Source organism: Azospirillum picis (assembly GCF_017876115.1).
Lineage (GTDB): Bacteria > Pseudomonadota > Alphaproteobacteria > Azospirillales > Azospirillaceae > Azospirillum > Azospirillum picis.
The window spans coordinates 91,484-105,624 of the sequence record NZ_JAGINO010000006.1 but is presented as its reverse complement, the minus strand read 5'-3'; the positions used below and the strand labels follow the sequence as shown (position 1 = coordinate 105,624).

Annotated in this window: 12 protein-coding genes; all 12 read right to left on the bottom strand. The window is 70.3% G+C overall.

Going from position 1 to position 14,141, the window contains the following annotated elements:
- Positions 1-5 precede the first annotated feature (5 nt).
- The 12 genes from murC to J2850_RS10770 are packed head-to-tail and all read right to left on the bottom strand — an operon-like array spanning position 6 to position 13,595.
- A complete protein-coding gene (murC, locus tag J2850_RS10825; RefSeq protein WP_209981458.1) occupies positions 6-1,424 on the bottom strand; it encodes a UDP-N-acetylmuramate--L-alanine ligase in 1,419 nt (472 codons plus the stop codon).
- Between the two features lie 7 nt (positions 1,425-1,431).
- Entirely contained in the window at positions 1,432-1,683 is a 252-nt protein-coding gene (locus J2850_RS10820) for a hypothetical protein (RefSeq protein ID WP_209981457.1), read from the bottom strand.
- Positions 1,680-2,945 carry an undecaprenyldiphospho-muramoylpentapeptide beta-N-acetylglucosaminyltransferase gene (gene murG / locus J2850_RS10815; RefSeq protein ID WP_209981455.1) on the bottom strand — a complete coding sequence of 422 codons (1,266 nt, stop codon included), beginning with the start codon at positions 2,943-2,945 and terminating at the stop codon, positions 1,680-1,682. Before murG ends, J2850_RS10820 begins: the two co-directional genes overlap by 4 nt.
- A complete protein-coding gene (locus J2850_RS10810; protein ID WP_209981453.1) occupies positions 2,942-4,063 on the bottom strand; it encodes an FtsW/RodA/SpoVE family cell cycle protein in 1,122 nt (373 codons plus the stop codon). The genes murG and J2850_RS10810 overlap by 4 nt, the downstream gene beginning before the upstream one ends.
- Positions 4,060-5,469 carry a UDP-N-acetylmuramoyl-L-alanine--D-glutamate ligase gene (gene murD / locus J2850_RS10805; protein ID WP_209981450.1) on the bottom strand — a complete coding sequence of 470 codons (1,410 nt, stop codon included), beginning with the start codon at positions 5,467-5,469 and terminating at the stop codon, positions 4,060-4,062. The genes J2850_RS10810 and murD overlap by 4 nt, the downstream gene beginning before the upstream one ends.
- An 11-nt stretch (positions 5,470-5,480) precedes the next feature.
- Entirely contained in the window at positions 5,481-6,566 is a 1,086-nt protein-coding gene (gene mraY, locus J2850_RS10800; RefSeq protein ID WP_209981448.1) for a phospho-N-acetylmuramoyl-pentapeptide-transferase, read from the bottom strand.
- 9 nt (positions 6,567-6,575) lie between these two features.
- Positions 6,576-8,090 carry a UDP-N-acetylmuramoylalanyl-D-glutamyl-2,6-diaminopimelate--D-alanyl-D-alanine ligase gene (locus J2850_RS10795; protein WP_246512979.1) on the bottom strand — a complete coding sequence of 505 codons (1,515 nt, stop codon included), beginning with the start codon at positions 8,088-8,090 and terminating at the stop codon, positions 6,576-6,578.
- Positions 8,087-9,532: a UDP-N-acetylmuramoyl-L-alanyl-D-glutamate--2,6-diaminopimelate ligase gene (locus J2850_RS10790; protein ID WP_246512978.1), complete on the bottom strand. Its 1,446-nt coding sequence runs from the start codon at positions 9,530-9,532 to the stop codon at positions 8,087-8,089. The genes J2850_RS10795 and J2850_RS10790 overlap by 4 nt, the downstream gene beginning before the upstream one ends.
- Positions 9,533-9,539: 7 nt before the next feature.
- Positions 9,540-11,399, bottom strand: coding sequence for a peptidoglycan D,D-transpeptidase FtsI family protein (locus J2850_RS10785; RefSeq protein WP_209981443.1), 1,860 nt, complete (start codon positions 11,397-11,399; stop codon positions 9,540-9,542).
- On the bottom strand, positions 11,396-12,178 hold the full coding sequence (gene ftsL, locus J2850_RS10780; RefSeq protein WP_209981442.1) for a cell division protein FtsL: 783 nt from the start codon (positions 12,176-12,178) through the stop codon (positions 11,396-11,398). The genes J2850_RS10785 and ftsL overlap by 4 nt, the downstream gene beginning before the upstream one ends.
- Positions 12,175-13,152, bottom strand: coding sequence for a 16S rRNA (cytosine(1402)-N(4))-methyltransferase RsmH (rsmH, locus tag J2850_RS10775; RefSeq protein ID WP_209981439.1), 978 nt, complete (start codon positions 13,150-13,152; stop codon positions 12,175-12,177). The genes ftsL and rsmH overlap by 4 nt, the downstream gene beginning before the upstream one ends.
- Positions 13,149-13,595, bottom strand: a complete 447-nt coding sequence (locus tag J2850_RS10770; protein ID WP_307354388.1) for a division/cell wall cluster transcriptional repressor MraZ — start codon at positions 13,593-13,595, stop codon at positions 13,149-13,151. The genes rsmH and J2850_RS10770 overlap by 4 nt, the downstream gene beginning before the upstream one ends.
- Positions 13,596-14,141: the final 546 nt, after the last annotated feature.

Below are 14,141 nucleotides of genomic sequence, written 5' to 3'. Positions count from 1 at the left end.
CGCCGTCAACGCGCCGCGCCGTAGAGGGCGGACAGCTCGCCCGGCAGGGCGTTCGCCCACTGGGTGATGTTGCCCGCACCCAGGCAGACGACGAAGTCGCCGGGCCGTGCCATCTCGCGAACGACCTGCGCCAGTTCGCGCTGGTCGTGCAGGGCCACGACATGGCGATGGCCGTGCATGCGCAGGCCCTCCACCAGGCTGTCGCGGCTGACGCCCTCGATCGGCGCTTCCCCGGCGGCATAGACGTCGGCGACGATCACGGCGTCGGCGTCGTTGAAGCAGGTGCAGAACTCCTCGAACAGGTTGGCGAGGCGCGAGTAGCGGTGCGGCTGGACCACCGCGATGGTGCGGCCGGTGCCGGCGGTCCGCGCCGCCTTCAGCACCGCGGCGATCTCCACCGGGTGATGGCCGTAGTCGTCGATGACGGTGATGCCGTTGGCGACGCCGGTGCGGGTGAAGCGGCGCTTCACGCCCTGGAACTTGGCCATGCTGTCGCGCATCACCACGTCGGGCAGCCCCATCTCGTTGCCCACCGCGAAGCAGGCCAGCGAGTTCTGGACGTTGTGCGGGCCGTACATCGGCAGGCGGACGCCGGCGATGGCGCGGCTCTCTCCGGTGTGGCGGTCGTAGATCAGGACGTCGTACTTGGCGCCCTCGGTCCCCAGCTCCACGTTCACCGCGCGGATGTCGGCCTGCGGCGAGAAGCCGTAGGTGACGATGCGGCGGTCGGACACGCGGGGGATCATCGCCTGCACCTCGGGGTGGTCGATGCACAGCGCGGCGAAGCCGTAGAAGGGGATGTTCTGGACGAAGCTGTCGAAGGCGGCCCGCGCGTTGTCGAAGGTGCCGTAGAAGTCGAGATGCTCGGGATCCATGTTGGTGACGACCGCGATGCAGGCCGGCAGCTTCACGAAGGTGCCGTCGCTCTCGTCGGCCTCGACCACCATCCAGTCGCCGGTGCCGAGCCGCGTGTTGGAGCCGTAGGCGTTGATGATGCCGCCGTTGATCACGGTCGGGTCGAGGTTGGCATGCTCCAGCATGTGCCCGACCATCGAGGTGGTCGTGGTCTTGCCGTGGGTGCCGCCGATGGCGATGGCCCATTTCAGGCGCATCAGCTCGCCCAGCATCTCGGCGCGGCGGACCACCGGCACCAGGGCGGCGCGGGCGGCCACCACCTCCGGGTTGTCGCGCTTGACGGCCGAGGAGATGACGACCACGGCGGCGCCGGCGATGTTCTCGGCCCGGTGGCCGACGAACACCTTGATGCCCAGCTCGCGCAGGCGCAGCACGTTGGCGTTCTCGGCGAGGTCGGAGCCCTGGACGGTATAGCCCAGGTTCCGCAGAACCTCGGCGATGCCGCTCATGCCGATGCCGCCGATGCCGACGAAGTGGATGGTGCCGATCGAGAGGGGGAGGGCGCGCATGTCAGGCTTACTTTCCGCGGCGAAGCATCAGGCGAAGGGTGGCGTCGACCGCCCGGTCGGACAGGTCGGGGGGAAGGGGTTGGGAACCATGGACGATCGACAGCCGGTCGCGCAGGAAGCCGCCTTCGGCCACGAAGCGCGGGATCAGCGGACAGCCGGGACGGTTGTACCAGCCTCCCTCGGTCCGCGTCATGTCCGCCGGCCAGTCCTGGAGCCGGCGAGGTGTCGGACGGGTCAGGTTCCGGATGCCTTTGATCATTCCGCGGCCCCCTTGGCAATCAGCCCGGCCTTGGGTCGGGCATGGTGGGATTGGGATTGGTCGGCTCGGTTGGGGGCGGCCCGATCGGACTCGGTCCCGGCGGCGGGGATGCCGGTCGCATTGGCGGCGCCGTTGCCGGCGGCGCCGAGCATCGCCAGGACGGCGTCCGCCAGCGCGGCGGCGGCGGCATCGGTGCCCCAGCCGCGGGCGGCGGCGGCGGCGGCGGCCAGGGCGCCGGGATCGGCCAGCAGCGACGACAGCCGGCCGGCCAGCGCCTCGGGCGTCAGCGCCGGCTGCGGGATCAGCCAGGCGGCCCCGGCGTCGGCGAGATGGCGGGCGTTGGCGGTCTGGTGGTCGTCGGTGGCGTGGGGGTAGGGCACCAGGATCGCCGGGCGGCCGACGCAGGTCAGCTCGGCGATGGTGGAGGCGCCGGCGCGGGTGACGGCGAGGTGGCAGGCGGCCAGCCGCTCCGGCACGTCGCGGAAGAAGGTCTGCAGCTCCAGCCGGGCGAGGCCCAGCGGCTCCAGTGCCTCGCGGGCGGCTTCCAGATCCTCCGGCCGGCATTGCTGCGCCAGATGGATGCGGGCCCGCAGTGCTTCGGGGAGCCGGGCGAGGGCGGCGGGAACCACCTCTGAGAAGACGCGCGCGCCCTGGCTGCCGCCCATCACCAGCAGGCGGAGCGGCCCGGCGGCTTCCGGCGCGGCGTAGGGGGCCGGGCGGTGGGCGGCGATCGCCGGGCGGACCGGGTTGCCGGTGCGCACGATCTTGGCCCGCTGCCCCTGGTCCAGCTTCTCGATGCCGGGAAAGGCGACGGCGAGCCGGCGGGCGCCGTTGATCAGCATGCGGTTGGCCCGGCCGAGCACGGCGTTCTGCTCGTGCAGCAGCGCCGGCACGCGCGACTGGACCGCGGCATAGACGGTGGGAACCGACGGATAGCCGCCGAAGCCGACCACCGCGGCCGGGTCGAGCTGCCGCATCAGCGCCCGCGCCTCCAGCAGGCCGAGGCCCATCTGCAGGGCGGCCTTCAGCTTGCCGGCCAGGCCGGAGCCCGGGGAGGCGGCGCGGATGCGATGGACCGGCACCTCGGGCAGCGCGTCGCCGAAGGCGTGGCCGCGCCGGTCGGTGACCAGCGTCACGGCGCGGCCGCGGGCCAGCAGCTCGCGGGCCAGCGCCTCGGCCGGGAACATGTGCCCGCCGGTGCCGCCGGCGGCCAGCACGATCACCTTGTGCGTGGTGGGGTCCAAGTCGGTCGGCCTCCTCATTCCAGGGGACCGAAGCGTTTGCGTGTCAGAGCCAGTACCATGCCCATGCCGAAGCCGAGAGCCAGCAGCGAGGAGCCGCCGTAGGAAATGAACGGCAGGGTCATGCCCTTCGTCGGCATCAGATGCAAGGAAGATCCCATGTTGATCGCCGCCTGGAGCCCGAACTGGATCAGAAGGCCGGCGGCGGCCAGCAGGACGAAGTAGTTGTTGTCGTTGAAAACGCGCGCGAATCCGCGCAGGACGACGAAGGCGAACAGGATCACCAACCCCAGGCAGAAGATCAGCCCCAGCTCCTCGCCCGCGACCGCGAAGATGAAGTCGGCGTGGCTGTCCGGCAGGTAGAACTTCACCGTACCCTGGCCGGGGCCGGTGCCGAACATCCCGCCGTTGGCGAAGGCTTCCAGCGACCGGTTGACCTGGTAGTTGTCGCCGGCGCGGGGGTCGAGGAAGCGGTCGATGCGGCTGGTGACGTGCGGCAGGGTGTAATAGGCCCCGACCAGCCCGACCACGCCCAGCCCGCCCAGCCCCATCACCAGCACGAGGTTCAGGCCGGCCAGGAAGAACTGGGTGAACCACACCGCCGACACGACGAAGGTCATGCCGAGGTCGGGCTGCAGGATCAGGCCGACCATGGTGAGGCCGTAGAGGGCGATCGACACCAGGGCGCCGGGAAAGCCCGGATTGGTGCGAGACAGCGAGAACAGCCAGGCGGCGACCACCGCGAAGGCGGGCTTCACGAACTCCGACGGCTGGATCGACAGGCCGGGCACATGGATCCAGCGCCGGGCGCCCTTGATCTCGACGCCGACCACCAGGGTCGCGTAGACCAGCAGCACCGAGATCAGGAAGACACCCAGCGCCACCCGCCGAACGCCGCGCGGGCTGAGCAGCGAGACGCCGATCATGATGGCGACCGCCGGGATCAGCATCATGACGTGGCGTTCGACGAAGTAGAAGGTGTCCTGGATGCCGATGCGCTCGGCAACCGGCGGGCTCGCGGCGGTGATCAGCACGGTGCCGAGGAACATCAGCAGCGCCACCGCGCCGAGCTGCCAGCGGTCGACCGTCCACCACCAGCGGCCGAAGATCGATTGGTCGGTGCGGTCGAAGGTGATCATCCGGCGCTCCCATTGGTCGCGTCATGCGCACCGATGATGCCCGCGACATAGGCCGCGAACGCGTCACCGCGCTTCTCGAAATTGGCGAACTGGTCCCAGGAGGCGCAGGCCGGCGACAGCAGGACGCAGACGCCCTCCAGCCCTTCCGCCAGCGCAAGGCCGGCGGCCTTCGCGGTGGCGACGTCCAGCGTCCCGCACCTTGTATAGGCAACGCCGCGGGCATCGAGCCATGCGGCGAATTGCTCTTCCGCCTCGCCGATCAGGAAGGCGTGGCGGATCCGCCCCATATAGCCCTCCAGCCCGTCGAGGCCGGTGTCCTTGGCCTGTCCCCCGAGGATCCAGTAGATCGGGTCGAAGGTCGCCAGCGCCTTCTCGGTCGCGTCGGCGTTGGTCGCCTTGCTGTCGTTGACGAAGCGCACGCCCTTCAGCGTGCCGACAAGCTGCTGGCGATGGGCGAGGCCGGGGAAGCTCTCCATCGCCGCGACGATCGCCGGCGTCGGGACGCCGGCGGCCTTGCAGGCGGCGAAGGCGGCGGCGGCGTTCTGCCAGTTGTGGGCGCCCAGCAGGCTGGGGAAGCGCGACAGCTCGGCCACCCGCTCGGCGGCGCCCTCGGTATCGTCGACCAGCCAGCCGTCGGCGGCGTAGACGCCGCCCGCCACCGGGCCGCGGGCCGAGATCGGCCAGCTCCGTTGGTCGGCGGCGGCGGCCAGGTCGGCGAAGATCCTGCGGCAGGGCTCGTCGTCGACGCCGATCACCGCGGTGCGCGGCCAGGTCTGGCGGTGGAAGACCAGCCGCTTGGCGGCGATGTAGCCCTCCATCCCACCATGGCGGGCGAGATGGTCGGGGGTGATGTTCAGCAGAACCGCCACGTCGAAGGTGATGGAGTGGGTCAGCTCGAGCTGATAGCTCGACATCTCCAGGATGCAGGTGCCGTCGCTGCCGATCGGGTCGAAGGTCAGGACGGGCGTGCCCAGGTTGCCTCCCACCGCGATCCGGCGGCCGGCGGATGCCATGATGTGGCCGACCAGCGTCGTGGTGGTCGACTTGCCGTTGGTGCCGGTGATGCCGATGAAGGCGCACTCGCGCTCCGCCCGGCCCAGCAGCTCGACGTCGCAGACCAGCTCGATGCCGAGCGCGCGGGCGCGCTCGGCCACCGGGTGCGGCCGGGGGTGGGTGTGGGGGATGCCCGGCGACCAGACGATGGTGGTCAGGTCCGACAGGTCGGCGGTGGCGAGATCGACCACGGCGAAGCCCTCGGCCTCCGCCGTGGCGCGCGAGGCGGGATTGTCGTCCCACACCCGCACCTCGGCGCCGCTGTCCCGCAGCGCCCTGGCGGTGGCGAGCCCGGACTTGCCCAGCCCCATCACCGCCACCGGCAGCTCCTGCATGTAGAACAGGTCGATCATCGCCGGTCCCCTCAGCGCAGCTTCAGCGTGGACAGGCCGGCGAGCGCCAGGATCGAGGCGATGATCCAGAAGCGGATCACCACCGTCGGTTCGGCCCAGCCCTTCTTCTCGAAATGATGGTGCAGCGGCGCCATGCGGAAGACGCGCTTGCCGGTCAGCTTGAAGGAGGCGACCTGCACGATGACCGACACCGTCTCCAGCACGAACAGGCCGCCGATGATGGCGAGCACGATCTCGTGCTTGGTCACCACGCTGACGGCGCCCAGCGCGCCGCCCAGCGACAGCGACCCGGTGTCGCCCATGAACACCATGGCCGGCGGCGCGTTGTACCAGAGGAAGCCGATGCCGGCGCCGACCAGCGCCCCGCAGAAAACGGTCAGCTCGCCAGCGCCGGGAACATGATGGATCTGCAGGTAGTTCGCGAAGATGGCATTGCCGGACAGGTACGAGATCAGGGCGAAGCAGCCGGCCGCGATCATCGTCGGCACGATGGCCAGCCCGTCCAGCCCGTCGGTCAGGTTCACCGAGTTGGAGGCGCCGACCATGATGAAGGCGCCGAACGGCACGAAGAACCAGGAGATCTGGACCAGGAAGTCCTTGACGAAGGGCACGGCGACGCCGCCCGACAGCGGCGGGGCCGACACCCACATGATCAGCGCAGAGGCGACCAGCCCGATGGTGATCTCCCAGCCCAGGCGGAAGCGGCCGGACAGGCCCTTGGTGTTGCGCTTGGTCAGCTTCAGGTAGTCGTCGCCGAAACCGATCAGCCCGTAGCCGATGGTCACCAGCAGGACGATCCAGATGTAGGCGTTGGTGATGTCCGCCCACAGCAGCGTGCTGACCGTCATGGCGATCAGGATCATCAGGCCGCCCATGGTGGGCGTGCCCTTCTTCTTGAAGTGGGACTCGGGGCCGTCGGCGCGGATCGGCTGGCCTTCGCCCTGCTTGCGCTTCAGCCAGGCGATCAGGCGCGGAAAGAACACGAAGCTGATGACCAGCGACGTCAGCACGGCGCCGCCGGTCCGGAAGGTCAGGTAGCGGAACAGGTTGAACGGCGTGAAGACGTCGGCCAGACCGAAGAGGAGGTTGTAGAGCATGGGGGTCCGTCAGCCTCGCGGCGCGGTCGCGGACTGCGCGGCCGCCTGCGGCTGGTTGTTGGTTCGGGAGGCAGCTTTGTCTTCGCTTTCGCGGCCGCTGTCGAGTGCGGCGAGCGCATCGGCGATCAGACCTGTCCGACTGCCCAGCGACCCCTTGACCATGATAACGTCGCCGCCCTTCACGGCCGCGGCCACGATGGGCGCCAGGTCCACGCTGGTCTCGGTCCAGGCGCCGCGCATCGCGTCCGGCAGGCGGTCGAACAGCGCGCGCATGTGCGGGCCGCAGGCGAAGACGGCGTCGACCTGCGCGGCGCGCAGCGGCTCGGCCAGGGCGGCATGCAGCGCGTCGGCGCGGTCGCCCAGCTCGCGCATGTCGCCGAGCACGGCGATGCGCCGGCCGCCGGCGCCGGGGTCGATCTTGCCCAGCACCTCCAGCGTCGCCGTCATCGCCGCCGGGCTGGCGTTGTAGCTCTCGTCGATCAGGGTGAAGGCGCCCTGGGGCAGGTTGATGCGCTTGCGGGTGCCGCGGCCCTTGACCGGCTGCAGGCTGGACAGGGCGCGGGCTGCGGTGGCGACGTCGGCGCCCAGCGCCTTCACCGCCAGCAGCACCGCCAGGCTGTTCATCACCCAGTGCCGTCCGGGCAGCGACAGGCAGTATTGCAGGCGCTCGCCGCGGATGGCCGCGGTCACCGCGCTGCAGGTGGCGTGCAGCGAGCAGTCGAGCAGGCGGGCGTCGGCCCCGGCATGGGCACCGAAGCTCCAGAGGCGGGTCAGGCCGTGGCGGCGCGCGGCGGCGGCCAGCCGGGCGAACTGCCCGTTGTCGTGGTTCAGCACGGCGATGCCGTCGGGGCCGAGACCCTCGAAGATCTCGGCCTTGGCGTCGGCGATCGCCTCGACGCCGGAGAAGAACTCCAGGTGGGCCGCCTCGACCGTGGTGATGACGGCGACGTCCGGCCTGACCTGCCGCGACAGGGGGCCGAGCTCGCCGGCATGGTTCATCCCCAGCTCGAACACGCCGTAGGCGCTGGACGCCGGCAGGCGGGCGAGCGACAGCGGCACGCCCCAGTGGTTGTTCAGGCTGCCCTCGGTGGCGTAGGTCGGACCCTGCGCCGACAGCACGTGGCGCAGCGTCTCCTTGGTGCCGGTCTTGCCGACCGACCCGGTCACGCCGACGAAGCGCGCGCCGCAGCGCGCCCGCGCGGCGGCGCCCAGCGCCGCCATGGCGTCCAGCGTGTCGGGGGTGACCTGCAGCAGCGGGGCATCGGCCGGCAGCCCGTCCGGAACATGGTCGACCATCGCCGCGGCCGCCCCGGCCGCCAGCGCGGTGCCGACGAAGGCATGCCCGTCGAAGTTCGGGCCGCGGATGGCGACGAACAGGTCGCCCGGCGACACCTTGCGGCTGTCGATGGTCACGCCGGCGGCGCTCCAGCCGGCCGCGCCGGTCAGCCGCCCACCGGTGGCGGCGGCGGCGTCCGCCGCGGTCCACAGGACCGGCATGCCGGGGGCGGTACTGACCTCGCTCATGCTCCAACCTCCGCTACGGCCTTCCGGGCTTCGTCCGCGTCGTCGAACGGACGCACCTCGGTGCCGATCGTCTGTCCCTGTTCGTGGCCCTTGCCGGCGATGACCAGCAGGTCGCCGGGCTGAAGCTGCCGCACCGCAGTGCGGATCGCCTCGGCCCGGTCGCCGATCTCCTCCAGCCTGCCGGCCAGGTTTCCGGTGGCACCGGCCAGCACCTGGCCCCGCACGAAGGCGGGATCCTCGGTGCGCGGGTTGTCGTCGGTGACGATGGCGCGGTCGGCCAGCCTGGCCGCCAGCGCCCCCATCAGCGGCCGCTTGCTGCGGTCGCGGTCGCCGCCGCAGCCGAACACCGTCACCAGATGGCGAGAGGCGTGCGACCGCAGCGCCAGCAGCACCGTTTCCAGCGCGTCCGGCGTGTGGGCGAAATCGACGTAGACCGTCGCCCCGTTGGGGTGGGTCGCGACGTGCTGGAGCCGGCCCGGCACCCCCTCCAGCGAGGGAAGGGTGGCCAGCGCCCGCTCGACGTCGCCGCCGGAGCCGATGACCAGGCCCAGCGCGCAGAGCACGTTCCAGGCCTGGAAGCGGCCCGCCAGCGGCAGGTCCACCGTCACGTCGCGGCCGAGAACGGACAGGGCGAGGCGTTGGCCATGGGCCAGCGGCTCCACCCCGGTCACCCGCAGCTCGGTGCCGGCGAGACCATAGGACAGGATGCGGTGGCGGTGGTGGTCACAAATGGTGGCAAAATGCCGGAAGTCGGCACTGTCGGCGTTCAGGACGGCGGTGGAGCCCGGCGGCAGGACGCGGTCGAACAGCATCGCCTTGGCGTCGCGGTACGCCTCCATCGTGCCGTGGTAATCCAGGTGGTCGAGCGTCAGGTTGGTGAAGCCGGCGGCCCGGACCGCGACGCCGTCCAGCCGGAACTGCTCCAGCCCATGGCTCGACGCCTCCATCGCCAGATGCTCGATCCCGGCGTCCTTGGCGGCGGCGAGGTCGCGATGCAGCGACACCGGGTCGGGCGTCGTCATCCCGCCATAGCCCTTGAGGCCGGGGCCGAGCAGCCCGAGCGTGCCCAGGCTGGCGGCCGGCAGGCCCATGCGCGTCCAGATCTGCGCGGCGAACTGCACGGTGGAGGTCTTGCCGTTGGTGCCGGTCACCGCCACCACCGTCCCGGGCTGGCGCCCGCCGTGGAAGGCGGCGGCCATGCGCGCGAAGGCGAGGCGGGGCTGCGGATCGGCCAGCAGGACGGCGGGGGAGCCGGCGGGCAGTTCGGTGCCCTCGGGCGCCAGCACGGCGGCGGCGCCCCTGGCCAGCGCATCGGCGATGAAGGCGCGGCCGTCGGCCTTCGCGCCCGGCAGGGCGGCAAAGAGGAAACCGGGCGTGACCGCCCGGCTGTCGGCGGTCAGCCCGGTGATGTCGGGGTCGGCGACGGCGGAACCGGCGCCCAATCCGGCGTCAGCGCGGCTTGGTCTGAGTTGGGAAAGACGCAACGGTGCTTCCCTTCGACGGGGGTGGAGCAGTGACGGGGGGCAGCGACTGCTGCCAGTTGGTCGAGCCGGCGGCGTTCAGGTAGGTGGCGCTCAGGATCTCCGGCGCGTTCTCGTCGACCGTCGGGACGTTCAGCAACGGGCCGATCTGCTTGACGATGCGGCCCACCGCCGGGGCGGCGACCCAGCCGCCGGTGGCATAGCCGTAGGTCTTGGCCGTGCCCTTGGGTTCGTCGATCAGCACATAGACGATGTAGCGCGGGTCCTGCATCGGGAAGGCCCCGAGGAAGGACGACATGCGCGAGTTCTTCTGGTAGTGCCGCCCCTTCTGCTTGTCGGCGGTGCCGGTCTTGCCGCCGACGACGTAACCCTTCACTTCCGCCGACTTGCCGGTGCCCTCGGTGACCACGAAGCGGAACATGCGCCGCATCATGTCGGAGGTCTGGCGCGACACCACCTGCTCGGTCGGGATCTCCTCGCCGGGCTTGCGCTTCAGCAGGGTGGGCGTGTGGAGGAACCCGCCATTGACGATGGCGGCGGCGGCCGTCACGGTGTGCATCGGGCTGACCGAGATGCCGTGGCCGAAGGAGATCGTGTAGCTGTTGATCTCGCGCCATGGGTTGGGCACCAGCGGCCAGCCGTCCTCCGGCAACTCCAGTCCAGTGCGCTTGGTGAAGCCCATCTTGGTCATGAACGCCTTCTGCGCCGCCACGCCGACCTGCTGCACCATGCGCACGGAGCCGAGGTTGGAGGAGTGCTGGAACACCTCCGCCACCGTCAGCGCGCGATGCATGTTGTGAAGGTCATTGATGGTGAAGCGGCCGACCTTGATCGGATGGGCGGCGTCGAAGCTGTCCGACACCCGGATCTTGCCGCTGTCGAAGGCCAACGCGGAGTTGAAGATCTTGAAGGTCGAACCCATCTCGTAGACGCCCAGCGACGCGCGGTTGAAGAGCGTGTCGGGGTCCAGCCCGGTCGGGTCCTGAGGGTCGAAGTCGGGCAGCGACACCATGGACAGCACTTCGCCGTTGCGCACGTCGAAGATAATGCCGGCGGCGCCGATGGCGCTGAACTCCTGCACCGTCGCCGCCAGTTCCTTGCGCAGGACGTGCTGCAGCCGCAGGTCGATGGAGAGCTGCACCGGCTCGGCCGGATCCTCGGTCAGGCGCTTGTTGAAGCCCTGCTCCATGCCGGCGAGGCCATTGTTGTCGATGCCGGTGAAGCCGACCACGTGCGAGGTCAGGTTGCCGGCCGGGTAGAAGCGGCGTTCCTCCTGCTCGAAGGCGACGCCGGGGATGCCCAGGCGGTGGACCGACGCCTGCTGCTTCGGGGTCAGGCTGCGCTTCAGCCAGACGAAGCGTCGCTCGCTGGTCAGTTTGGCGAGAACGTCCTTGTAGTCGAGCTCGGGCAGGGCGCCGACCAGCTTCTCCGCGGCCTCTTCCGGGCGCGACACCAGTTTGGGATCGGCATAGAGCGACTGGGTGACCAGCGAGGTCGCCAGCAGGTTGCCGTTGCGATCAAGGATGTCGCCGCGGTTGGTGGTGGTGTTGTCCAGCTCCAGCGCCACATGCTGGCGCGGTTCGCCGCCGCCGGCGAACATCGTCGCGAAGGCCAGTTTGACGCCGATCGCCGCGAACACGGTGGTGACCACCGCGGCCGTCACCATCAGGCGATAGCGGCTCTGGTCGAGCGCGACGCTGAGCGACGTCCGCGGCTTTGCCGTGGCCGCCGCGGCCTGCGCCGCGCCGCCGGGCTGGCCGGGGACCGTCTGGCCGCCATAGCCGCCCGCACCACCGCCTGCGGCGCCCTGCTGGTCATGGAATGTCATCGGTTGGCCCCCAGCCGCGCGACGAGGAGGCCGAGGCTGTCGGTCGGCGCCGGCTGGTGGGGTTGCTGGGCGTTGCCGGCCTTGGCGGGAGCCGGGGCCGGAGCCGCCACCGGGGTGGGACGCGACGCGAGCTCGGTCGGCCGGTTGGGGGAGGTCGGGGCGTTCGCCGGCAGTTTGCCGGCGGCGCGGTCCGGCGCCGCCTTATCCGCCGTGGCCTTCTCCGACGGCGCGCGGGCGGCGCCTGGAACCAGGGCGGACGGCTTGATGCGGGCGGCCACCGGCAGGGAGGCCGGAACGACCACCGGTGCGCGTTCCATCGCCTTGTCCATCGGCAGGGCCTTCGGCATCGGCGCGTTGACCGGCACGATGCCGGACGCCGGGATCGGAGCGGCCGGGGCGGGCATGCGGGCGGCGGCGAGCTGGGGGCCGGCGCCGGGGGCACGGACCATCGGCGGCAGCGGGACGGGACCGGGCAGGGCGGGCGGCGGCACCGCGTCGCTCGGGCGCATCGGGATCATCTCAAGCGCAAGGTTGAACTGGCGGGCCTCGGTCGGCTGCAGGTCCAGGTAGGCGTGCGCCATCTGCTCCAGCTTGGAGGGATCGTTCAGATAGCTCCACTCCGCCTTCAGGATCTGGATCGTCTCCTGCTCCTGAATGATCTTGCGGTTCAGCCCGGCGAGCTTCTCCTCAAGATCCTGGACGTCGTAGCTGGTCTGGAACAGCACGCCACCGGCGGCCGCGATCAGGCCGCCCCAGAACAGCCAGGTCTTGCCTTTCATGCTGCCTCCTTGCCGGACGCCGGGAAGGCGGGCGCCTCGGTACGTTCTGCCGCGCGCAGCCGGGCTGACCGGGCGCGGGGATTGTTACGGGATTCGGCCTCGCTCGGGTCCACGGGCTTCCGGGAGAGCAGGCGGAAGGATGACGGACGCTCCGCGACCGCGGTCACGGGCGTATGACGGGACGGGGAGGGCGGCGGCGAGGACCGTTCCTTGAGGAACGCCTTCACTTCCCGATCCTCCAGCGAATGGAAGGAGACGACGGCGAGGCGCCCGCCGGGCGCCAGCAGCGACTCGGCGGCGGACAGGCCGCGCCGCAACTCGCCCAGCTCGTCGTTCACATGGATGCGGAGTGCCTGGAAGGTGCGGGTGGCCGGGTCGATGCCGTCCCCCTTCCCCTTCGGCACCACCGACCGGACGATATCGGCCAGCCTGGAGGTACGCTCGATCGGCGCATCGCGGCGGGCGGCGACGATGGCGCGCGCCACGCGGCGGGCCATCCGCTCCTCGCCCAGGTGGAAGATGATGTCGGCCAGCTCCGCCTCGTCGGCGTGGTTCACCACATCGGCGGCGGTCGGGCCGCTCCGCCCCATCCGCATGTCGAGCGGGCCGTCGAAGCGGAAGGAGAAACCGCGCTCGGGCTCGTCGATCTGGGGGGAGGAGACGCCGACGTCGAGCGCCACGCCATCCACCGCCTGCACGCCATGGTCGGCCAGCAGGCGGTCCATGTCGCCGAAGCGGCCTTCGATGACCTCCAGCCGGCCGGGATAGGCCTGGGACAGGGCCTGGCCGCGTTCGATCGCCGCGGGATCGCGGTCGATCCCGATCACCCGGCAGTCGGCCGAGTCGAGGAGCGCGCGGCTGTAGCCGCCGGCCCCGAAGGTGCCGTCGACGTAGAGGCCGCCGTCGCGCGGTGCGAGCGCCGCGACCACCTCCGCCAGCAGGACGGGGATGTGGATGGGGGCGGCCGGGGTCATGCGCCCTCACCGTTGCGGGCGGCGGCGCCGCGGGACGCCTTGGCGACGATCTGGCTGAGCGAGATGTCCTTGCGCACCACCTGCTCGCGCAGTGCTGCCTCGTGGGCCTTCAGTGCGTCGGGCTCCCAGATCTGGAAGGTCTTGCGGCGGCCGATGAAGGCGGCCTCCTCGCCGATGCCGGCGAACTCCGCCAGCTCCTTGGGCAGGACGATGCGGCCTTCGGCGTCGGAGGAGACGGGGATCAGCTTTCCGAAGATGAAGGTCTCGATCATGTCGCGCTCGTCGGCGTCAAGGTCGGGGGACTCGAGGCTTTCGGAGAGGACGTCGAGGTAGTCCTGGTCGGCGCCTTCCAGCGCCTGGTGGTTCAGCGAGGGCCAGAGATAGACGGTGCCGGGAGCCGACGTCTTGGCAAGCGACTGCCGGAACTGTGCCGGGATGGACACACGCCCTTTCCTGTCAACCTTGTTGACGTATGTGGACAGGAAAACGGCCATAGGCCCGGCGATCCCCCCTGCTATTCCCCGTGCGCGGTCGGGTGCTCCGCGCTAGCCCCGCTTGGCCCATTCAGCCCTTGCCCAGGTATTAACCAAAATGGGTAAGAGCCCCCCTTAAATGGGCATTCTTGGGATAGCATGGGACGGCATGGGCGTCAACGGCCCCCCGAGTATTCAGACTGGGGTGTCAAGACTTTTGGGTCATGCTGTGGCATCTGCGCAAGTTGGGATACGAAAAATCCGAATCTTCGCAGTAATCCAACCGAACCGGCCGATGTGGATAAAGTTATCCACATAAGTTCTTTGAACGTTCCAGATTTTTAAGAAAATCCGGTCCGCGCATAGTGTGTCGGCCATTCGAATCGACCCCTACGGAGGGCATAATCCATCGGGTGGGAAATGCCGGTCCGGCATGGGATAGCATGGGAATTCGCCCCACAGTTATCCACCGGCTGTGGATTAGTCTGGGGAAAATGTGGAGCGAAGCGCGGGCAT

Excerpts from the sequence above, each read along its gene's own strand:
- murD (WP_209981450.1), bottom strand. The coding sequence starts at position 5,469 with ATGATCGACCTGTTCTACATGCAGGAGCTGCCGGTGGCGGTGATGGGG.
- J2850_RS10795 (WP_246512979.1), bottom strand. The coding sequence starts at position 8,090 with ATGAGCGAGGTCAGTACCGCCCCCGGCATGCCGGTCCTGTGGACCGCG.
- J2850_RS10785 (WP_209981443.1), bottom strand. The coding sequence starts at position 11,399 with ATGACATTCCATGACCAGCAGGGCGCCGCAGGCGGTGGTGCGGGCGGC.
- J2850_RS10820 (WP_209981457.1), bottom strand. The coding sequence starts at position 1,683 with ATGATCAAAGGCATCCGGAACCTGACCCGTCCGACACCTCGCCGGCTC.
- ftsL (WP_209981442.1), bottom strand. The coding sequence starts at position 12,178 with ATGAAAGGCAAGACCTGGCTGTTCTGGGGCGGCCTGATCGCGGCCGCC.
- rsmH (WP_209981439.1), bottom strand. The coding sequence starts at position 13,152 with ATGACCCCGGCCGCCCCCATCCACATCCCCGTCCTGCTGGCGGAGGTG.
- mraY (WP_209981448.1), bottom strand. The coding sequence starts at position 6,566 with ATGCTCTACAACCTCCTCTTCGGTCTGGCCGACGTCTTCACGCCGTTC.
- murG (WP_209981455.1), bottom strand. The coding sequence starts at position 2,945 with ATGAGGAGGCCGACCGACTTGGACCCCACCACGCACAAGGTGATCGTG.
- murC (WP_209981458.1), bottom strand. The coding sequence starts at position 1,424 with ATGCGCGCCCTCCCCCTCTCGATCGGCACCATCCACTTCGTCGGCATC.
- J2850_RS10810 (WP_209981453.1), bottom strand. The coding sequence starts at position 4,063 with ATGATCACCTTCGACCGCACCGACCAATCGATCTTCGGCCGCTGGTGG.